Source organism: Streptomyces sp. AA4, assembly GCF_000158875.1.
In the GTDB taxonomy this organism is placed as follows: Bacteria; Actinomycetota; Actinomycetes; order Mycobacteriales; family Pseudonocardiaceae; genus Amycolatopsis.
Genome location: NZ_GG657746.1, coordinates 1,642,290 through 1,662,093, shown reverse-complemented (window position 1 = coordinate 1,662,093; position 19,804 = coordinate 1,642,290). Strand labels below are relative to the sequence as shown.

General features: G+C 69.4%; 23 protein-coding genes. 14 read left to right on the top strand and 9 right to left on the bottom strand.

The annotated features are described in order from the left end of the window. Positions 1-358 precede the first annotated feature (358 nt). The 3 genes from SSMG_RS07775 to SSMG_RS07765 are packed head-to-tail and all read right to left on the bottom strand — an operon-like array spanning position 359 to position 4,371. A complete protein-coding gene (locus SSMG_RS07775) occupies positions 359-2,668 on the bottom strand; it encodes a [protein-PII] uridylyltransferase (protein ID WP_009074433.1) in 2,310 nt (769 codons plus the stop codon). Positions 2,669-2,671: 3 nt separating this feature from the next. Then, positions 2,672-3,010: a P-II family nitrogen regulator gene (locus tag SSMG_RS07770; RefSeq protein ID WP_009074431.1), complete on the bottom strand. Its 339-nt coding sequence runs from the start codon at positions 3,008-3,010 to the stop codon at positions 2,672-2,674. Next, on the bottom strand, positions 3,007-4,371 hold the full coding sequence (locus SSMG_RS07765; protein ID WP_199786182.1) for an ammonium transporter: 1,365 nt from the start codon (positions 4,369-4,371) through the stop codon (positions 3,007-3,009). The genes SSMG_RS07770 and SSMG_RS07765 overlap by 4 nt, the downstream gene beginning before the upstream one ends. A gap of 177 nt (positions 4,372-4,548) precedes the next feature. On the opposite strand from SSMG_RS07765, the gene SSMG_RS07760 reads away from it, so the two are divergent. The 4 genes from SSMG_RS07760 to SSMG_RS07745 all read left to right on the top strand — a co-directional run bounded on the left by SSMG_RS07760 (position 4,549) and on the right by SSMG_RS07745 (position 8,032). Beyond that, the gene (locus SSMG_RS07760; RefSeq protein ID WP_009074427.1) at positions 4,549-5,382 is read left to right on the top strand and encodes a putative RNA methyltransferase; all 834 of its coding nucleotides are present in this window, start codon (positions 4,549-4,551) and stop codon (positions 5,380-5,382) included. Between the two features lie 79 nt (positions 5,383-5,461). Beyond that, positions 5,462-7,036 carry an aminotransferase class I/II-fold pyridoxal phosphate-dependent enzyme gene (locus tag SSMG_RS07755; protein ID WP_078560727.1) on the top strand — a complete coding sequence of 525 codons (1,575 nt, stop codon included), beginning with the start codon at positions 5,462-5,464 and terminating at the stop codon, positions 7,034-7,036. After that, complete coding sequence (locus SSMG_RS07750) at positions 7,033-7,509, top strand: CoA-binding protein (protein WP_037712926.1); 477 nt, start codon at positions 7,033-7,035, stop codon at positions 7,507-7,509. The genes SSMG_RS07755 and SSMG_RS07750 overlap by 4 nt, the downstream gene beginning before the upstream one ends. 19 nt (positions 7,510-7,528) lie before the next feature. Continuing rightward, positions 7,529-8,032, top strand: coding sequence for a DUF6228 family protein (locus SSMG_RS07745; RefSeq protein ID WP_158688001.1), 504 nt, complete (start codon positions 7,529-7,531; stop codon positions 8,030-8,032). On the opposite strand, the gene SSMG_RS07740 is transcribed toward SSMG_RS07745, so the two are convergent. From SSMG_RS07740 to SSMG_RS07730, 3 genes are read right to left on the bottom strand one after another with little or no spacing between them, the layout of a single operon-like run. Beyond that, positions 8,025-8,846 (bottom strand): class I SAM-dependent methyltransferase, encoded by an 822-nt coding sequence (locus SSMG_RS07740; protein WP_199841118.1) that lies wholly within the window; start codon positions 8,844-8,846, stop codon positions 8,025-8,027. The two genes, SSMG_RS07745 and SSMG_RS07740, sit on opposite strands and share 8 nt — an antisense overlap. Then, positions 8,843-9,169 carry a glyoxalase/bleomycin resistance/extradiol dioxygenase family protein gene (locus SSMG_RS07735; RefSeq protein ID WP_009074409.1) on the bottom strand — a complete coding sequence of 109 codons (327 nt, stop codon included), beginning with the start codon at positions 9,167-9,169 and terminating at the stop codon, positions 8,843-8,845. Before SSMG_RS07735 ends, SSMG_RS07740 begins: the two co-directional genes overlap by 4 nt. Before the next feature lies 1 nt (position 9,170). Then, positions 9,171-9,335, bottom strand: a complete 165-nt coding sequence (locus SSMG_RS07730) for a ribbon-helix-helix protein, CopG family (protein WP_009074407.1) — start codon at positions 9,333-9,335, stop codon at positions 9,171-9,173. A 69-nt stretch (positions 9,336-9,404) separates the two neighbouring features. On the opposite strand from SSMG_RS07730, the gene SSMG_RS46035 reads away from it, so the two are divergent. The 3 genes from SSMG_RS46035 to SSMG_RS42280 all read left to right on the top strand — a co-directional run bounded on the left by SSMG_RS46035 (position 9,405) and on the right by SSMG_RS42280 (position 11,833). Next, entirely contained in the window at positions 9,405-9,581 is a 177-nt protein-coding gene (locus SSMG_RS46035; RefSeq protein ID WP_162836019.1) for a hypothetical protein, read from the top strand. A 138-nt stretch (positions 9,582-9,719) separates the two neighbouring features. Further along, positions 9,720-10,052 carry a type VII secretion target gene (locus SSMG_RS07725; RefSeq protein ID WP_050788129.1) on the top strand — a complete coding sequence of 111 codons (333 nt, stop codon included), beginning with the start codon at positions 9,720-9,722 and terminating at the stop codon, positions 10,050-10,052. Next, the gene (locus SSMG_RS42280; protein ID WP_050788128.1) at positions 10,049-11,833 is read left to right on the top strand and encodes a WXG100 family type VII secretion target; all 1,785 of its coding nucleotides are present in this window, start codon (positions 10,049-10,051) and stop codon (positions 11,831-11,833) included. Before SSMG_RS07725 ends, SSMG_RS42280 begins: the two co-directional genes overlap by 4 nt. A 77-nt stretch (positions 11,834-11,910) precedes the next feature. On the opposite strand, the gene alc is transcribed toward SSMG_RS42280, so the two are convergent. Together alc and allB are read right to left on the bottom strand one after the other, a co-directional pair. Then, positions 11,911-12,918: an allantoicase gene (alc, locus tag SSMG_RS07715; protein ID WP_009074403.1), complete on the bottom strand. Its 1,008-nt coding sequence runs from the start codon at positions 12,916-12,918 to the stop codon at positions 11,911-11,913. 16 nt (positions 12,919-12,934) lie between these two features. Then, a complete protein-coding gene (allB, locus tag SSMG_RS07710; RefSeq protein ID WP_037712924.1) occupies positions 12,935-14,263 on the bottom strand; it encodes an allantoinase AllB in 1,329 nt (442 codons plus the stop codon). A gap of 108 nt (positions 14,264-14,371) precedes the next feature. Between allB and SSMG_RS07705 the strand changes: the two genes are divergently transcribed. From SSMG_RS07705 to SSMG_RS07675, 7 genes are all read left to right on the top strand, one after another. Then, on the top strand, positions 14,372-14,848 hold the full coding sequence (locus SSMG_RS07705; protein ID WP_037712920.1) for a helix-turn-helix domain-containing protein: 477 nt from the start codon (positions 14,372-14,374) through the stop codon (positions 14,846-14,848). Positions 14,849-14,940: 92 nt separating this feature from the next. Next, the gene (uraD, locus tag SSMG_RS07700) at positions 14,941-15,426 is read left to right on the top strand and encodes a 2-oxo-4-hydroxy-4-carboxy-5-ureidoimidazoline decarboxylase (protein ID WP_009074396.1); all 486 of its coding nucleotides are present in this window, start codon (positions 14,941-14,943) and stop codon (positions 15,424-15,426) included. Next, on the top strand, positions 15,423-15,740 hold the full coding sequence (gene uraH, locus SSMG_RS07695) for a hydroxyisourate hydrolase (RefSeq protein ID WP_037712918.1): 318 nt from the start codon (positions 15,423-15,425) through the stop codon (positions 15,738-15,740). The genes uraD and uraH overlap by 4 nt, the downstream gene beginning before the upstream one ends. 1 nt (position 15,741) lies before the next feature. Next, the gene (gene pucL / locus SSMG_RS07690) at positions 15,742-16,632 is read left to right on the top strand and encodes a factor-independent urate hydroxylase (protein ID WP_009074393.1); all 891 of its coding nucleotides are present in this window, start codon (positions 15,742-15,744) and stop codon (positions 16,630-16,632) included. 61 nt (positions 16,633-16,693) lie between these two features. Further along, a complete protein-coding gene (locus SSMG_RS07685) occupies positions 16,694-18,004 on the top strand; it encodes a nucleobase:cation symporter-2 family protein (protein ID WP_286156939.1) in 1,311 nt (436 codons plus the stop codon). Then, positions 18,001-18,609 (top strand): TetR/AcrR family transcriptional regulator, encoded by a 609-nt coding sequence (locus tag SSMG_RS07680; RefSeq protein ID WP_009074389.1) that lies wholly within the window; start codon positions 18,001-18,003, stop codon positions 18,607-18,609. Before SSMG_RS07685 ends, SSMG_RS07680 begins: the two co-directional genes overlap by 4 nt. Positions 18,610-18,645: 36 nt before the next feature. Beyond that, complete coding sequence (locus SSMG_RS07675; protein WP_009074387.1) at positions 18,646-19,005, top strand: twin-arginine translocase TatA/TatE family subunit; 360 nt, start codon at positions 18,646-18,648, stop codon at positions 19,003-19,005. On the opposite strand, the gene SSMG_RS07670 is transcribed toward SSMG_RS07675, so the two are convergent. Continuing rightward, on the bottom strand, positions 19,006-19,692 hold the full coding sequence (locus tag SSMG_RS07670) for a DUF998 domain-containing protein (RefSeq protein WP_037712916.1): 687 nt from the start codon (positions 19,690-19,692) through the stop codon (positions 19,006-19,008). It lies immediately after the preceding gene. Positions 19,693-19,804: the final 112 nt, after the last annotated feature.

Below are 19,804 nucleotides of genomic sequence, written 5' to 3'. Positions count from 1 at the left end.
CAAGGCGGGAAAGATGCCTTGTCAAGCACCCCCGAACCGCAGGGCGGCTTTGTATCGGGGTTGGGGGAGGGCTGGGTGCCCCGATATTTGGGTGCAGCGGCGGCGGTTTTTGCGCGGCTTTGGTGCGTGGTTGCTTTGAGCGGGGCGGCGGGCGGGTCGCGGGGAGCGCCCCAATGTGGCATTGGGTGCATGTGATGCACCCAATGTGGCGTTCGGTGCGTGGGACGCACCCAATGCCACATTGGGGCGCATCCCCGGCGGCGGGGCGGGGGAGGCGCGGGGCGTGGGTCGTGAGGGGAACCCTGAGGGACTCAGAGTCCGTGAGGGGAACCCTCACGGACCTCGGCCGGTGTGGGGGTCAGGAGAGTGCGGCCAGGACTGCGTCTGTGATGGTGGTTCGCCATTGCGGGGTGACGTGGCCGGACCTTGGCGAGAGCGCGAAGGAGTCCACTACGGCGGCGCCCAGGGTCGCGGCTTTTGCCCAGTGGACGTCGGCTTCCGCGCGGCGCAGGGCGCTCGCTACGCGGAAGAGCAGGCCGATCCGGTCGGCGGCGCGCAGTTCCAGCACGACGGCGTCCGGGCCGCTTGTTTCGTCGTCGAACCAGCGGACTACTGGCTTGACCACGGCGGGCGACGAGGTGGCGTAATCTCGCTCCTTCGCGGCCAAACGTTGGGTGAGCGGCATCGTTCCGGCGACTGCGCGGGCGAACTGTTCGCGCAGCAAGGCAGGGTCCGGGAGCGAGCCGAACTTCGGTGACGCGGTGAATACGCCTGCTCGGCCGCGGCCGGAGTGTTCGCGCAGGACTGCGGAGTGGACCTCCAGGGAATTCAGTGCCAGTACTCCGGCTGCGGGGGCCAGCAGCTCGCGGTCTGCGGGAACCGCCAGCAGTACCGTGACGACCTTGCCGTGTGCGGAGATCCGGATTTGGCCGAGGCCGGTGCGGGCGGCTTCGGCGACCAATTCGCGTTGGTCGTCGTCCAGTGGCTCGGGGGGCGTGAAACCCTTGCCGTGCACGGCTTCCTCGCAGCCGCTGACCAGTTCGGCCAGCAGGCGGTCCTTCCAGTCGGTCCAGACGCCGGGGCCGGTCGCCAGCGAATCGGCGCGGGTGAGGGCGTGCAGGAGTTCCAGGAGGACTACGTCGCGGTCCAGGGTTTTCACCACGCGCGAGATGGTCGCGGGGTCGCCGATGTCGCGTCTGGTCGCGGTGTGCGGGAGCAGCAGGTGGTGGCGGACCATGGCGGAGACCGTCGCGACGTCCGCGGGCGGCAGGCCCAGGCGTTGCGCTACCGAGGCGGAGATCTTCGCGCCCAGTTCGGAGTGGTCGGCTTCGCGGCCCTTGCCGATGTCGTGCAGCAGTGCGCCGATCAGCAGCAGGTCCGGACGCGACACGGTGGTGGTCAGTTTCGCTGCTTCGACACACGCTTGGACGAGGTGCCGGTCGACGGTCCACTGGTGTACTGGCGACCGCGGTGGCAGGTCGCGTACCGCGCCCCATTCCGGGAACAGCCTGGCCCACAGGCCGGTGCGGTCGAGGGCTTCTACCGCGTCGACGAGGCCCTCCCCTGCGCCCAGCAACTCGACGAGGGCGTTGCGGGCGTCGTCTGGCCAGGGTTCGCGCAGTTCGGGGGCGGATTCGGCGAGAGTGCGCAGAGTGCCTGGCGAGATGGGCTTTCTGGTACGGGCGGAGGCGGCTGCGGCGCGAAGCAGGAGCGCGGGGTCGCGGGCCGGGAGGGCGTCTCGGGCTAGTGCGACCTCGTCGCCGTGCAGCACGACGCCTTCGGCCAACGGGCGTCGCACTGGGCGTCGGCCGAAGAGTGGACGGGGTTGCTCCACTGTGGACCGAAGGGCGACATCGACGGCGTACGCGATGGTGCGGCCTGCGCCGGAAAGCTTGCGGGCCAAGGCGAATCGGTCGCCCAGTTCCAGCTCGTGCGCTACGACGTCGGCGTCCGCGGCGTTGAGGATGTCTCGTTCACGACGGGCTTCGCGGCGCAGTTCGGTCCGGACGTCCAGCAGGAGTTGCTTGGCGGCCAACAGCTCTTCGCCCGGTCGTGCGGTGAGCTGTCCGGCGGCGAGGGCCTCCAGGACGGCGAAATCGCGAAGGCCTCCTCGACCGTGTTTGAGGTCCGGCTCGGCGGATTGGGCGATCTCGCCGCTGCGCCGCCATCGGGTGTGGACGGATTCGGCCAGCTCCGGCAGGCGTTTGCGGGCCGTGCGCCGCCATTGGTCGCGGGCCGCGGACGCGAGGCGTTCGGTGAGGGCCGGGTCGCCGGCCAGGTGCCGGGCGTCGAGGAGACCGAGCGCGGTGCGCAGGTCTTCCGCGGCGACTTTCAGCGCCTCGCCGGGCGTGCGGACCGAATGGTCGAGGCCGACCCGCGCGTCCCACAGCGGGTACCACAGCGCGTCGGCGATCTTCCCGATCTTGCTGTTTCGGTTGTGCAGCAAGACCAAGTCGAGATCGGAGTACGGCACCAGCTCACGCCGTCCCAACCCCCCTACGGCGACCAGCGCGACACCTGGGTCCGCGGTGTCGACGCCGGCCGCCGTCGCTCCCTTCCCGAGCCAGAACTCGTACAGATCGACCAGGGACGTCCGCAGTGCGGGCGCTCCGTGCCGTCCTTCGAGCAGCAGCGCAGTGGCTCGGGCGAGTTCTCCCCCGTCTGTCATCGGCTACAGCGCGTCCGTGCCGCGTTCGCCGGTGCGGACCCGGATCACCGTCTCCACCGGCGTCACCCAGACCTTTCCGTCGCCGATCTTCCCGGTGTGCGCGGCGCTGGTGACGGCGTCGAGGACCTTCTCGACCACGACGTCGTCCACCACGACCTCGATCTTCAGCTTGGCCACGAAATCCACCGAGTACTCGGCCCCCCGGTAGACCTCGGTGTGGCCCTTCTGCCTGCCGTAGCCCTGGACCTCGCTCACCGTCATCCCGAGCACGCCCAGCTGCTCCAGCGAGGAGCGGACGTCGTCGAGCGTGAACGGCTTGACGATCGCGGTGATGAGCTTCATGCCTTGGTCTCCTCGAGTTTCGTGACGGGCTTGACCGGGAACGTCGCCGAGTGGCCGAGGCCGCCCATGCCGGTGAAGTCGTAGGCGCTCTCCGCGTGCTGGCCCTCGTCGATGCCGCCGACCTCGTGTTCGGTGCTGACGCGGAACCCGCCGGCCTTCTTGATCGCGAAGCCGATGATCAACGTCATGACGAACGAGTAGCCCAATACCGCCAGCGCGGCAACCACCTGGATGCCCAGCTGCTTGAAACCGCCGCCGTAGAACAGGCCGTCCGCGCCGGCCGAGTTGACGCTCTTGGTGGCGAAGAGGCCGATCAGCACGGTGCCGACGAGACCGCCGACGAGGTGCACGCCGACGACGTCGAGGGAGTCGTCGAAGCCGAAGCGGAACTTCAGCGAGATGGCCAGCGCGCACAGCACCCCGGCGATCACGCCGATCGCGATCGAACCGAGCGGGCTCACGAAACCGCAGGCGGGGGTGATCGCGACCAGCCCGGCCACCGCGCCGGATGCCGCGCCGAGCGTGGTGGGCTTGCCGAACTTCAGCTGTTCCACGAGCAGCCAGCCGAGCACCGCGGCCGCGGTCGCGACGGTGGTGTTGGTGAACGCGACGCCCGCGAGGTCGTTCGCGCCCAGCGCGGACCCGGCGTTGAAGCCGTACCAGCCGAACCACAGCAGCGACGCGCCGAGCAGGACGAACGGGACGTTGTGCGGACGGCCGGTGTCCTTCGGCCAGCCCTTGCGCTTGCCGAGCACCAGCGCCAGCGCGAGACCCGCGGCGCCCGCGTTGATATGCACCGCCGTGCCGCCCGCGAAGTCGAGCGCCTTGAGCTGGTTGGCGATCCAGCCGCCCACCGAATCCTTGCCGGTGAATCCGTCGAACGAGAACACCCAGTGCGCGACCGGGAAATACACGACAATCACCCAGATCGCCACGAAAAGCGTCCAGCCCCAGAACTTCGCGCGATCCGCGATCGCTCCGGAAATGAGCGCCGGGGTGATGATCGCGAACATCAGCTGGAACATGCAGAACGCGAGCAGCGGCAACGCGTCCGGGCCCGGCCACGGAACGGCGGGCGGGCCGGCGCTGGCGAGGCCGACGAGTTTGCCGAACGCGTCCGACAGGCCGGCGTAGTCGAAGTTCCCGACCAGGCCGCCGAAAGCGTCGTCGCCGAAGGACAGCGAGAACCCGAAGAGGACCCACAGCACCCCGACTATCGCGAGCGCGATGAAGTTCATCATCAACATGTTCAAAACGCTCTTCGCGCGGACCATGCCGCCGTAGAAGAACGCGAGGCCCGGGGTCATGAGCATGACCAGCGCGGCGCTGATCAGCACCCAGGCGGTGTCTCCGGCGTTCAGCACAATCGTCCTCCCGTGCCGTGGGCAACTGCAGAGGAAGTGTTGGCCGCCGGTGTTTCGCCAGGCTTCGGTTCACGTTTCCCTCGCGTGAACTCCGGTGCGGTGGTTGTTACGGGGACGTTTCCGGGAACCCGGGGCGAAATGTCCGGTCCGGCAACCTCGTGGTCGAATAGCGTCATGTCTTTGCCTGATCGGGTGATTGATGCACTGCGTTGTTCGGTGTGCGCGGAGCCGGTCTCGCTGACCGGCCGGACGCTGCGCTGCGAGCGGCGGCATGCGTTCGATCTGGCCCGGCAGGGTTACGTCAATCTCCTGCACGCGCGCATCCCGGCGGGGACGGCCGACACCGCGCCGATGGTGGACGCGCGGGCGGCGTTCTTGTCCTCTGGTGCGTACGCGCCACTGGCCGACGCCGTCGCGAAGGCGGGTTCTGCTCCTGGCTTGATCATCGACGCCGGGGCTGGGCCGGGCTATTACCTCTCGCGGGTACTGGACAACGCGCCCGACGCCGTCGGGCTCGCGCTGGACGTCTCGGCGATCGCGTTGCGGCGGGCCGCGCGGGCGCATGCGCGGCTGGGTGCGGCGGTGTGGAACCTGTGGGAACCGTGGCCGGTGGGCGACGGGGTGGCTTCGGTGGTGTTGGACGTGTTCTCGCCGCGGAACGCCCCGGAGTTCCACCGGGTGCTCGCGCCGGGCGGGAAACTGGTGGTGGCGTCGCCGCTGCCGGGCCATCTCGCGGAACTGGGCGACCTGGTGCTCGCGGTGGACTCGCGGAAGGAAGAACGGTTAGAGGCCGCGCTGGGCGGGCTGTTTGTGCGGGAGTCCGGGGTGGAGGTGGTCCGGACTCAGGAGTTCAGCGCGGCACAGGTGCGGGACGTGGTCGCAATGGGGCCCGCGGGGTTCCATCTGGACCGGGACGGACGGCGGGAGCGGCTGGAGGCTGCGGAGGGACGGGACGTGACGCTGGCGGTTTCGGTGAGTGTGTGGCGGAAGCGCGACGACGTGCGGTGAGGAGAGCAGCCGAGCGACGTCGAGGCGATCTGCCAGTTCGGCGAAACGCACGTCACACCGCACTACGCCCCGCTGATCGGTGAAGCGGCTGCCCAGCGCCAGTCCGCCAGTGGTGGAACGAAGCGACAGTCGAGTTGTGGTCGCCGAAACCGGCGGGCGCATCGTCGGCGTCGGGCAGCACGGGCCGGACCACGTCGTCTACAAGCTCTACCTGGACCCGGAGCACCAAGGCCACGGGCTCGGCCCGCGACTGCTCGACGCCCTCGCCCGCCGGGGATCCGGCGCTCGCGGTGGTCTGGCGAACCCGCCCGATCACTCTCCGGGAGGAATAGCCGCCTCCCCCGGCGCTGGGCTAGCGTGGCGTCCGATGAGCGAACGTACCTGGGGCTTCCGCACCCGCGCCCTGCACGCCGGCGGCACTCCCGACCCCACGACCGGGGCTCGTGCGGTGCCGATATACCAGACGACCAGCTTCGTGTTCGAGGACGCGGCCGACGCGGCCAATCTGTTCGCGCTGCAGAAGTACGGGAACGTCTACAGCCGGATCGGCAACCCGACCGTCGCCGCGTTCGAGGAGCGGCTCGCGAGTCTCGAAGGGGCCATCGGCGGGGTCGCGACCGCCAGCGGGCAGGCGGCGGAGTTCCTCACGTTCTCGGCGCTCGCGGAGGCCGGCGACCACATCGTGTCGGCTGCCGGGCTGTACGGCGGGACAGTCACGCAGCTCACCGGGACGCTCGCGCGGTTCGGCGTCGAGACCACGTTCGTGCACGGCGACACCGAGGACTACGCCAAAGCGGTGACCGACCGCACGAAGCTGATCTACACCGAGGTGATCGGCAACCCGAGCGGCGCGATCGCGGACCTCGCCGGGCTGGCTGATCTCGCGCACTCGCACGACATCCCGCTCGTGGTCGACGCGACGCTCGCCACGCCGTACCTCTGCCGCCCGATCGAGCACGGCGCGGACATCGTCCTGCACTCGGCCACGAAATTCCTCGGCGGACACGGCACGACGCTCGGCGGGGTCGTCGTCGAAGCCGGGACTTTCAACTGGGGCAACGGAAACTTCCCCCGGATGACCGAAACCGTCGACAGTTACGGCGGGCTCAAGTACTGGGAGAACTTCGGCGAGTACGCGTTCTGCACGCGGCTGCGCGCGGAGCAGTTGCGCGACATCGGCGCGGTGCTGTCGCCGCATTCGGCGTTTCTGCTGCTGCAGGGCGTGGAAACGCTGCCGCAGCGGATGGACGCGCACGTCGTCAACGCGCGGGCGATCGCGGAGTACCTGAACGCGGACCCGCGGGTCGCGTGGGTGTCCTACGCGGGGTTGCCGGATCATCCGGATCACGAACGGGCCGCGCGGTATCTGCCGCAGGGGCCGGGCGCGGTGTTTTCGTTCGGGGTGAAGGGCGGACGCGCGGCGGGCGAGAAGTTCGTGGAGTCGGTGGAACTGTTGTCGCACTTGGCAAACGTCGGCGACGCGCGGACGCTGGTGATCCATCCCGCCTCGACGACGCACGCGCAGCTGTCCGAGGACCAGCTCGCCGCGGCGGGCGTCGGCGCGGACCTGATCCGGCTGTCGGTCGGGCTGGAGGACGTCGAAGACCTGCTGTGGGACCTCGACCAGGCCCTCGACAAGGCGGTGAACGCGTGAGTTACGACGTCGGGGCGGTCGAGCGGCGGCGTCTTCTCGGGCGCACGAAATCGGTGACGGTCGTGGGCGCGTCGGCGAATCCGGCGCGGCCGAGCTACTTCGTGGCGACCTACCTGCTGTCCTCGACGCGGTACGAGGTCAACTTCGTGAACCCGCGGCTCGACACGTTGCTGGGGCACCCGGTGTATCCGTCGCTGGCGGACGTGCCGGGCGAACTGGACCTGGTAAGCGTGTTCCGCAAGCACGACGACCTCCCCGCGGTGGCCGAGGAGGTCATCGAGGCGGGCGCGCGGACGTTGTGGCTCCAGCTCGGGTTGTGGCACGAACCGGTGGCGGACCGCGCTCGCGAGGCCGGGCTGGATGTCGTGATGAACCGCTGCGTGAAGATCGAGCACGCGCGGTTCGCGGGCGGATTGCATCTCGCGGGGTTCAACACCGGGGTGATCAGTTCGCGGCGGCAAACCGCGCCCTGAGCAGGCTACGGTGGGCGAAGTGAACCCGAACTGCCCGCACGGCTGGCTGCCGTCCGGAACCGAGATGACCTGCCTGGACGATCTCGAAGTCGTGTTCCGCGGCGACCGGGTCGCGGTGCGATTCGGCGAACGGCACGCCGCCGATCACCACCTGGACCGGCGGTTGTTCTTCGCCGTCCGGGTCCAGGCGCCCGGGCTCGACGCCCGGCTGGAGCACGTCACCAACTACGTCACCGGACGCGGCCTCGCCCGGTTCCTCGGCGGGCTCGACTTCCGCGGCTGGGAAGGCGAACGCCGCTGGGTCAACGCCGACCGCGACCTGAGCGTCTCCGCGACCTACTGCTCCGGCGGCCGCGTCAAGCTCGTCTGGACTCTCCGGCCGTGGCGGCACTCCGTCCACGGCGAGTGGGAGATTGCCGCCACGACCACGATCGAGGCTGGCGCGGAGAAGGACGACCTGACTGCCCAGCTCGACGCTTTCCTTACCGCCGAAGGGTTTCCGGTCGAAAGCGAGGTCAGCTGACCGTCGCCACCAGGAACTCCTCCCCCGCCGTCTCCAGCCCGTCCGAGCGATCCCCCAGATACCGCTTGGTCAGTTCAGCCGCGCTGACGTGCCGGACGTCCTGAAACCCGCACTCCCGCGCGAAATCCAGCATCTCGTCCGGCGCGAAGAAGCTCACGAACGGCGTCCCGGCCGCCTCCGCGCCCTTCATCGCCGCTGCCCGGGCCGCGCGGTCGGGTTCGTCCAGGTACTCCTCCGGCATCTGGAACGTCATCGCCACCACGGTGCCCGGCGCGAAGCCGGCGAGCGCGCGCAACGTCGCGGCGTTCGCCTCGCGGGTCAGGTACATGCTGACGCCCGTCGAGGCCGCCACCGCGGGCTTCGTGACGTCGAAACCGTTGGCGGACAAGCGTTCCGGCCACTGTTCGCCGGATTCGAAGTCGACCGGCACGAACCGGTACGGGGCGGGCAGCCCGAGTTCGGCCAGTCGCGCGCGCTTCCACTCCTGCGTGCCCGGCCGGTCGATCTCGAACACCCGCACGCCCAGCTCCGGCTCCCGCTGCGCGAACGTGTCCAGCCCGGCGCCGAGCAGGACGTACTGCGAGACCCCGCGTTCGCGCACCAGATCCTCGACGAACCGGCTGCGCAGCGCGATTCCCGTCCGGAACCGGCGGGTGAACTCCAGGTCCATGTCCGGCCGGGACCGCCAGTCCGGGCCGGGATCGGCCAGCCGGAGACCGATCTCGTCGGCCAGTGCGTGCGGCGGCGGATCGGCGAGCACGTGCAGCGCGCGCCACAGCGCCACGCGCACCGCCGTGTGGTCCGGCTCCCTCACTTCGGGGCCCGCAGAATCCAGGTGCGGCCGTCCGGGTCCCGCACGGTCATCTCGCGCGTGCCGTAGTGGGTGTCCTCGAACGGGGTGACGACGTCGAGTTCCGCGTCCACCGACTCGTCCGGCACCGCCACCACCACGCCCATGCGCGGCTCCTGGCTTTCGGGGACCTCGGCGACGAACACCGGCGCGCCGTCGCCGTTCGACAGCTGGCCCGAGTTGTGGTCGGTCTCGAAATCGAGGCTGAAACCCACGCGCTGCAGGAATTTCGCGGTCTTGCCCCAGTTGTGCGTCTCCACGAAGAGCATCGTGATGCCGTCGCTCATGTCAGCCGTCCTCTCGTTGTTCCGGCGGGGTGCCGAGATAAGCCCGCAAGGCCGCGGTGACCAGCGCGGACAGCGACTGCTCGGTCTCGATCGCCCGGTACTTCACCTGCTTGATCAGCTCGACCGGCAGGTAGACGTTGAACTGTTTGACCTCTTCACCGGCCATTCTAGGATGCTAGCAATCTAGCCAACAGCGCACAAGGACCGCCGCCAGCCCTCATGAGAAGGTGGAGGCATGGCGAAACCCTCCGGGCTGCAGATCAGGAACATCGTCGCCGCCGTCCTGATGGCTGCCGCGTTCGTGTTCAACCTGGTGACCGGCGGCCCGTGGTGGGTCACCGCGATCGTCGGCGTCGCGGCCCTGCTGTCCTCGTTCTCCGCCTACCTGAACCGCCCCAGCGCGCGCGGCTGAGCCGTCCGGGCAGTCCCGCCTGGACACGCGGGCAGGAAGATCGTCCCGTTCAGCCTTCGTCCGCACGGACGTCGCCTCCGGTTCAGCCGCCGCTGCTCTACTCGGCGCGGCCCGATCGCGGCAGGCGAAGGAGTGTTGGTGGCAGGGAACGGCTTCACCGTCCATCCGGACGAGCTGCACAAATTCAGCGAGTACCTCGACAAGACGACCGTGCCCGCCGTGGACGAGTCCGCGAAGGCGGTGGACGACGCCAACGGCGGGGACATCGACGCGTTCGGCGTCGTGCTCGCGCAGGTGCTCGCCATTCCCGCGCGGATCGCGCTGAAGGCCGTCTCCGACAATCTGCACGGCGTCGCGAAGGACGTGACCGACAGCGCGGACAAGACGCGCCAGGCCAGCGAGCAGTACCGCAAGGGCGACCAGGACCTCGCGACGGCGTTCGACAAGTTCAAGCCGGAGCAGGTGAAATGAGCGCCGTCGTTCCCATCACCGATTCGAACAGCACCACCGGCGCGGGCGTCGCGGACAGCTGGCACAGCGTCGTCTCGTCGATCCAGGAGATCCAGCACCTGCACGGCGCGGACGCGGCCGCGGTGGGCGTCGAACTCGGCGTGTCGATCGTCGGCGCGATCGCGGACACCGCGGCGTTCGTCCTCGACCCGTTCGGCAAACTGATCGCGGCCGGGCTCGGTTGGCTGATCGAACACATCTCGTTCCTCAAAGAGGGCCTCGACAAGCTCGCCGGCGACCCCGCGGCGATCAAGAAGATGGCCGAGGAACTGCACAAGACGGCCCAGAACCTGCGCAACGCGGCGAAGGACCTCGACACGACGCTGCAGAAGACGGTCACCGACTGGCAGGGCGACGGCGCCGAGGCGTTCAAGAAGAACATCAGCGACCGCCGCGGCCAGATCGACAGCGCCGGACAGGCGGTCGACGTCGCGGGCTATGTCGTCGAGACGACGATGGCCCTGGTCTCCGTGGTGCGCTCGCTGATCCGCGACCTGATCACGACGTTCCTCGGCGACGTCATCGCGACCATGCTGATCGCGCTCGCGATGGCGGCCTTCACGTTCGGCGCGTCGATCGTCGTCGGGGTGGGGAACGTGATCCGGTCCGGGATCTCGCTGGCGCTGACGATCGCCTCGAAGATCGCCCGGATCGTCGGCCTCGGCGGGCGCACCGCGAGCCGCCTGGCGCAACTGGCGGAAAAGGTCAAGCCCGGCCGGGGCGGCGGCTCGCACGGCGGCGGGGGCGGCCACGAGATGACCGACCTCGGCGGAAACCACGGCGGGAACCACGGCGGCGAGGGCGGCGGCCAGGGAGGGCAGGGCGGGCACGGCGGGAACAACACTCCGCACGAGGACGCTCCCGGCGGGAACAACCACCACGAAGACAACCCTGGCGGCAACAATCCGCACGACGACACCCCCGGCGGGAACAACCACCACGAAGACCCGCCTGGCAACAACACCCCGCACGAGGACGATCCGTTCGACACATGGCTGGCCGCGGACCAGCACTTCAACCCGCCGCCCAACCGTCCGCACGACACCCCGGGCGGGAACACTCCCCACGAGGACGCCCCGGGCGGCGGAGGCAACCACCACGAGAACTCACCCGGCGGCAACACTCCCCACGAGGACACTCCGGGCGGGAACCACCACGAGGACACCCCCGGCGGGAACAATCATCACGAAGACCCGCCCGGCAACAACCCGAACCACGAAGACGCACCCGGCGGCAACAACCACCACGAAGACCCGCCCGGCAACAACCCGAACCACGAAGACGCACCCGGCGGCAACAACGCCAACCACGAGGACAACCCGGGCGGCGGCAACCACGAGAACGGCGAGGGCGGCGGGTCAGGAGGGGGCGGCGGGAACACCTCGTCCGGACCGCAGTCGCCGTTCAAGCCCTACGACTTCCGCTGGATGAAGAAGCACGAGGACTGGCTGGAGAACATGTGCAATCTCCCCCAGGTCCAGAAGTACACCGGCGGGAAGAACGTCTGGAAGGACATCGTCAAAGGCCCTGACGAGTACTTCAAGACGCACCCGGACGTGTACCCCTTCCTCAAGGGCCTGGCCGACGCCAAGAGCAGCAAGAACTTCGTCGGGTGGATGGGCAAGGACTCGATCAACTTCGACAAGGCGATCACCGACATCCACATGCAGGCCGAGGAAGCCTGGAAGAACTCGGACGAACAGTGGCGCCAGGAGCACCCCGACCCCGCGGGCACGGAGTAGCCCCCAAAGCCGGGAGGGCCGCCCTGAGGAGTTCAGGGCGGCCCTCGCGGACGTTGCTCAGCCGAGAGCGGCGGGACTCAGTCGGAGGTCTCCGCGAACCGCGCGGTCAGGGCTTCCCGGCCGCGTTTGCTCAGCTCGCCGAACAGCCGCAGCCGGGCGAGGCCGCCGTCGGGGTAGATGTCGAGGCGGATTTCGGTTACCTCGGGGCCGTCGTCCGCCAGCGCGAAGCGGTGCCGGGTGTCGGGCTGCAACCTGGTGCGCGGCAACAGTTCCACCCACTCGCCCTCGTCGAGACGGCCGCTCACCGACGCCCAGCCGGGGGCGTTTCCCTTGAGGTTGCTGGTGTCCAGCTCCACGAACCGGACCAAGCCCGCACCGGCCAGGCGCACCGTGGCCCAGTCGTTGCCGTCGTCGCGGCGGCGGGCGGTTTCCCAGCCCTCCGCCTGGTGCGCGGCGAGGCCCGGCGACAGCATGTTGTTCGGCGACGAATAGAACATGTCGCTGCAGCCGGTAACCACGGCGCCGTTTTCCAGCGCTGCCAAGTCGAGCGAGCGCGGGTCGAGCAGCGACGGGTCCGGCACCGGCGAACCGTGCACGCGCAGCCGGGCGACGCCGCCGTCCGGGTGCTGAGTGAGGCGCACGTGGGTGTAGCGGCGCGGGGACGTCACCTTGTAGAAGTTCTCCGAGTCGCCGACCGCCGGTTCGTGGTCGACCAGGACGTCCCAGTCGGCGTCCTGCAGTTCGGCCGCGCTCGGGTAGCCGGGCACGGACGTCGCGGCCACGGACACGAACGGCGGGTAGTTGCCCTTGAAGAACGCCGTGTCCACCACCACGCCGGAGACCACGCCGCCGAGGCCGAGGCGGACCAGGGCGTGGTCGTCGCCGGGTTCGCGGTGCCGCCGGGTCTCCCAGCCGTCGTACACCTGGCCCTTGGGGCCGAACGTTTCGGCGCGGTGCGCCGGCCGCCACGGGTTGACCAGGTTTTCCTTTTCGGCGAACAGTTCGTCGCTCGCCCACATCACGGTGCCCCCGAACAGGCGCGAGGCCAGATCGGGCTGGGCAGTCCACTCCGGACGGTCGGACACGTGCTCCTCCATCTCTTCAGCAATTGCCCCGGGTCAGCAGAGTCCCCTGGGGCGCGTCGCCGGTCACCGGCTCGCCGCGCAGCCAGGTGCCGCGCACGACGCCGGCCAGCGGACGCTGGTCGTACGCGCTCACCGGGTTGCGGTGCGCAAGTTTCGCGACGTCCACGACGAAGGCCTCGTCCGGCGCGAAGACGCAGAAGTCGGCGTCGGCGCCCACTTCCAGCTTGCCCTTCCGCGTCATCCCCACCTGCGCGGCCGGCCGCTCGGCCATCCACCGCACCACGTCGACCAGGCTGAAGCCGCGCTGCCGGGCCTGGGTCCAGATCGCGGGCAGACCGAGCTGCAGGCTGGAAATTCCGCCCCAGGCAAGCCCGAAATCGCCGGTGTCAAAGCGTTTCAGCTCCGGCGTGCACGGCGAATGGTCGCTGACGATCGTGTCGATCACGCCGTCCGCCAGACCCTGCCACAGCAATTCCCGGTTCGCCGCCTCGCGAATCGGCGGGCAGCACTTGAATTGCGTTGCGCCGTCGCGAATTTCCTCCGCGACAAAGGACAGGTAGTGCGGACAGGTTTCCACCGTCAACGCGACGCCTTCGTTGCGCGCGCTGGCGATCAGCGGCAAAGCGTCCGAAGAGGACAGATGCAGGATGTGCGCGCGAGCACCGGTGCGCCGCGCCGCTTCGATCACGTGCGTGATCGCCAGGTTTTCCGCGCCGCGCGGACGGGAACCGAGGAAATCGTGGTACTTCTCGCCGTGCGGGTCGGGAGCCGCGTCGATCGCGTCCGAATCCTCCGCGTGCACGATCATCTGCGCGTCGAACGACTTCAGCTCGCGCAGCGCGGATTCCAGACCGGCCGCGTCCAGCGGCGGGAACTCGTCGACGCCGGAGTGCAGCAGGAAGCATTTGAAGCCGAAGACGCCCTCGTCGTGCAGTCCGCGCAAATCGCCTTCGTTGCCCGGAATCGCGCCGCCCCAGAACCCGACGTCGACGTGCACGCGGCCGCTCGCGGCCTTGCGTTTGACCTCCAGCGCGGCCACGTCGACCGTCGGCGGCAGGCTGTTGAGCGGCATGTCCACGATCGTCGTGACGCCGCCGGCGGCGGCCGCGCGCGTGGCGGTCTCGAAGCCCTCCCACTCGGCGCGCCCGGGGTCGTTGACGTGCACGTGCGTGTCCACGAGACCGGGCAGCAGCACCTCGTCCCCGGCCAGCTCGACGACCCGCGCCCCCGGCATCTCGACAACGCCGGGTTCCAGAGCGACAATCCGGCCGTCCCGCACGCCGATCGTCGCCGGCCCGAGACCGGCGGGGGTCACCGCGCGCGCGGCCCGCACCACGAGGTCCATCGACGGCCTCCTCCAGTTCCACGTTACGGAAAGACTCTTTCGCTCACCGAGATTAGACACGTTCTTCCCGGCTCGTCAACGCCGTCCCTCCCACGTTACGGTCACCGGGTGGAGTTGGAAGCCGAGTTCACCAGCGAGCCGTTCCGCGGCGAGGGCGCGCCGCCGGAGCACGCCGTCCGCGCCCGCGACGCCGCCGACGCGGCCGGGCTCGACACCGACTTCGGCCCGCTCGGCACGCTGGCCCGCGGGACCGCCGACGAGCTGTTCGCCGCGTTGCCCTCGATCGCCCGCGCCGCCCTCGAAGGCGGGGCTACCCGGGTGACGCTGCAACTGCGCCGGACCGACGATTCCGACGCCGTTCCGGCGGTCGAACTCAACAGCGCGCTGTCGCGATTGATCGCCGACGTGGAACGCGAACTCGGCTCGAAACTCCGCGATCTCGACCGCCCGGAAAAGCAGCGCGCGGTGCGCCTGCTGCGCGAGCGAGGGGCCTTCAACCTGCGGAAATCGGTTTCGGCCGTCGCCGAGGAACTGGGCGTCACGCGGTTCACGGTCTACAACTACCTCAACCGGGAAGCCGACTGAACCCGTCGCGGGTTGCGATTCAACAAAGTGTTGACGCACGCTCGACCCGGCCGTACGGTCAGCGGAACACCACCTCCCCGGAGGAGATTCCGTTGCCGCTCGCACTCGCCGAGTTCAACTCCGCACCCGCCGCCGAACTCCGGCCCACGCTCACCGCCTGCCTGGCCGTGCCGCGCTGGGTCGACACGGTGCTCGAAGGTCGCCCGTACGCCGATTTCGCCGCGCTGAGCAAGGCCGCGGACAGCGCGACCCCGTTGCGCCGCAACGAGATCCGCGACGCGATCGCCGCGCACCCGCGGATCGGGGAACGCCCGACCAGCAAGGGCAGCGACGCCGACTGGTCGCGTTCGGAACAGTCCGGAGTGGACAACGCGGACGAATTCGCCGCCGCCAACGCCGAGTACGAGGCCCGGTTCGGCCACGTCTTCCTGGTGTGCGCGAGCGGGCGCAGCGGCGAGGAACTGCTCGCGAACCTGCGGTCCCGCCTCGGCAACGACCCGGAGACCGAACTCGACGTCGCCGGCGCGGAGCTGGCCAAGATCGCGCAACTGCGCCTGGCGAAAGCGGTAACGGCATGAGTCTGGTAACCACCCACGTCCTCGACACCGCCGCTGGCAAGCCCGCCGCCGGGATCGCCGTCCGCTTCGAGAGCCAGGACGGCACGCTGATCGCCGAGGGCGCGACCGACGACGACGGCCGCATCCGCGACCTCGGCCCGGAGACGCTCGACCCCGGCGTCTACCGGCTGATCTTCGACACCGGCGGCTACCTCGGCCCGGAGGCGTTCTTCCCCGACGTCACGATCGCTGTCCGGATCGTCGACGGCACGTCGCACCACCACGTGCCGGTGCTGCTGAGCCCGTTCGCCTATTCCACCTATCGCGGGAGCTGACATGGGAATCTCGTTGGGCCCCAACCAGTACGGCAAGGCCGAGGTCCGCCTCGTCACCGTCCGGCGCACCGGCGGCGTGCACCACCTGCGCGACCTCACGGTGTCCTCGGCCCTGCGCGGCGACCTGTCGGCCACGCACCTGACCGGTGACAACTCCGCCGTGCTGGCCACCGACACACAGAAGAACACGGTGTACGCGTTCGCCAAGCAGCAGGACGTCGGCGAGATCGAGGATTTCGCGCTGCGGCTCGGCCAGCACTTCGTCGGCACCCAGGAAAAGATCACCGGCGCGCGGATTTCCATCGAAGAGCAGGAATGGGACCGCATCACCGTGGACGGTGCGCCGCACGACCACTCCTTCAGCCGCTCCGGCGGCGAACGCCGCACCACGACCGTCACCGTGCACGCCGATCGCGCCTGGGTGGTGTCCGGTGTGGACGGTCTGACCGTGCTCAAGTCCACCGGGTCCGAATTCCACGGCTACCCGAAGGACGAATACACCACGCTCGTCGAAACCGACGACCGCATTCTCGCCACCGCCGTGACCGCGCGCTGGCGCTACGAGGGATTCACCGGGATCGACTGGGCCAAGAGCCATCGGGAGATCCGGCGGACGCTGCTGGAAACGTTCGCCACCAAGCACAGCCTTTCGCTGCAGCAGACCCTGTACGCGATGGGCGAAGCCGTGCTGCGGGCCCGGCCGGAAGTAGCCGAGATCCGGTTCTCCTTGCCCAACAAGCACCATTTCCTCGTCGATCTAAGCCCCTTCGGCCTCGAGAACTCAGGCGAGGTGTTCTACGCCGCCGACCGACCGTACGGCCTCATCGAGGGCACGGTCGTCCGCGACGAAGCCGAAGAGCCCGGCCCGGCCTGGACCGACGCCGTGCTCTAGCCCCGAGTCCCCTCCGGGAGAGCGCATGTCAGTTACACAGGAACGACCATTTCGGCACCCCGTGGACGTGCGGCCCCCGCTGCCGCAGTTGATCCTCGGAGGAATCCAGCACGTCGCGGCCATGTACGCCGGAGTGGTAGCGCCACCGCTCGTCATCGGCGCGGCCGTCGGCCTCTCCCCCGGCCAGCTCGCGCTGCTGATCAGCGCGGCGCTGTTCACCGCCGGGCTGGCCACCCTGTTGCAAACCCTCGGCTTCTGGCGCTTCGGCGCGAGACTGCCGCTGGTCAACGGCGTCACTTTCGCCGCCGTCGCGCCCATCCTGTCCATCGCGGCACAGCATCGCGACGGCAACGCGCTCGGCGTCGTCTACGGCGCCACGCTCGCCGGCGGCGTTTTCGTAGTGTTCGCCGCACCGTTTTTCTCCAAGCTGACGCGGTTTTTCCCGCCGGTGGTGACGGGGACGGTCATCACGCTCATCGGGATTTCGCTGCTGCCGGTCGCCGTGCAGTGGATCGCCGCGCAGCACAAATCGGCCAAGCCCAGCGGTCTGGTGCTGGCCGGGATCACGCTGGTGGCGGTGCTGGTCTTCACCCGGTTCCTGACCGGGTTCTGGAGCCGGATCGCGCTGCTGCTCGGCCTGGTCGTCGGCACCGCGGTGGCGTGGCCGATGGGCCAGGTCGACACATCGACGCTGAAGCAGGCCCCGGTGTTCGGCATCGTGACGCCGTTCCACTTCGGCACGCCCGCGTTCGACATCGCGGCGATCGTCTCGATGCTCATCGTGATGCTCGTGGTGATGGCGGAAAGCACCGCTGACCTGCTGGCCCTCGGCGAGATCGTGGACCGGCCGACCACGAGCCGCGTACTGGCCGACGGCCTGCGCGCGGACGGGCTCTCCACCGCAGTCGGCACGATCTTCGGCGGGTTCGCCTGCACGGCGTTCGCGCAGAACATCGGCCTCGTGTCGCTCACCCGCATGGTGAGCCGGTACGTGGTCGCGGCCAGCGGCGTCGTGCTCGTGCTGCTGGGCGTGTTCCCGGTGACCGGCGGGATCGTCGCGCTGGTGCCGCAGCCGGTGCTCGGCGGGGCCGGGCTGGTGCTGTTCGGCAGCGTCGCGGTGAGCGGCATCCGGACGCTGGCGAAGGCGTCGTTCGAGCATCCGGTGAACGTCGCGATCGTGGCCGCGTCGCTCGGCGTCGGGCTGATCCCGATCGCCATGCCGGACTTCTACTCCGGGTTCCCGGCGGCGCTGCAGGTCGTGCTCAACTCCGGGATCAGCGCGGGGTGCGTGACCGCGGTGGTGCTGAACCTGGTGCTCCGGCCGCGTTTGATAGAACGCTCTACTGTCCAGGAGCTATCCTCGGTGTCGTGACTGGCACGAAGGACCGCATCCTCGCCGCCGGGGCGGAACTGTTCCGCCACGGCGGGTACGCGGGCACCGGCATGAAGCAGATTGTCGAGAAAGCCGGCGCGCCCTTCGGGTCGGTGTACCACTTCTTCCCCGGCGGCAAGGAGCAGCTGGGCGAAGAAGTGGTACGCACCTCGGGGATGCAGTACGCGGAGCTGTTCGAGGTCTTCCTCACGCCGGCGCCGGACCTGATCACCGGCCTCGAAACGTTCTTCGGGGCCGCGGTCACCACGCTGCTCGAGACCGACTACGTCGAGGGCTGCCCGATCGCGACCGTCGCGCTCGAAGTGGCGACCACGAACGAACCCCTGCGCAAGGCCACCGCGGACGTGTTCGAGGCGTGGACCAAAGCGGGCACCAAGGGGTTCTCCGCCTTCGGGCTTCCCGAGGAGCACGCCCGCACGCTCACGCTCGCCTTGGTGACCAGCCTGGAGGGCGCGTTCGTGTTATGCCGCTCCATGCGGACGACTGAACCGATGGCGGTCGCGGGCGCGGCCGTGGTCGACGTAGCGCGACGGCTGCTGACCGAACTGGGTGACGACGGGAAACGCCGTCCCGGGGACCGCTAAGCTGGAACCAGCGTCCGGGTCCGCGGGAGGTGGCCGGTGTTCGGTCTCAGCATCGACCACATCGTGATTTTGCTGCTCGCCGGGTTGTTCATCCTCGGCCCGGAACGGCTGCCCGAGGCGGCGCACTGGGTCGCGCAGACCCTGAAACGGGCGCGCGGGTTCGCCGCGGGCACCAAGGCCCAGCTCGAGGCCGAACTCGGCCCGGAGTACCAGGAACTGCGGAAACCGTTGCAGGAACTGCAGTCCCTGCGGATCGCCAACCCGCGGGCGGCCGTGACGAGGTACCTGCTCGACGACCCTCCCCCGGTCGCCCGCCCGTCCTCGCCGCCGCCGGCGCCGGCCCCGGTTCCGTTGCGGGCCAACGAGCGGCCGCCGGTCGATCCCGACGCCACCTGATCATTCGGCCGCGCGCCACGCCCATCCGGCGAGCACGAGCAGTTCGACCAGTTCCAGCACGGCCATCAGCCGTTCCACGAGCCCGGTCGCGACGGTCGGCAGATGCTGCCCGAATGCGACATTGGCCGCGAACGGAATGAGAAACGGCAGAAAGAACGGCACGGCCGCCACCGCCAGAATACGAGACCAGCGCGCATAACCCCGCCAGCGCGGAGAATTCCGATGCGTCCAGCCGAGCAGCCATCCGGCTAACGGCAAACTCACACAACTGATCCCGGTCGCGCCGAGATGCACTTTGCCGACCCAGGTCACCGCATTTCCCTGCGGATCCTTCGTGAACAGCGCGACCGCCGCGAGCCCGGCGCACCAAGCGACGATCGCGACGACCGTCAGCACGCCGTACAGGATCTTCCGGCGGCGCAGCACCGCGGCCACCACGACCGAACCGGCCGAGGTCAGCAGCATCGCCGCCGCCCACATCCACCAGCCCGGAGTCCAGGCGTAGTCGCTGAGCATCGCGCTGACCGGGTCGATCGGGCCCCAGTAGCGGTCGACGTGCAGCACCACCAGGAACGCGGCCGCGGCCAGCACCGCGGCCACCGCCGCGCCGAGCGCGCGTTTCGTTCCTCTCGCCGGCGGGGCTGGCGCCAGCGCCGCGACCGGCGCCGGGGTCAGTTCTGTCGCCACTGAAAGTTCTCCGCTCGCCCGTCCGCTTTCCCGAAAGCATATCCTGGCCGGGCTCCCGTCGCTTTCGGACAGTCTGGCCGAATTGCCGCGCATTCTCAGCGTCCTGCCAGTA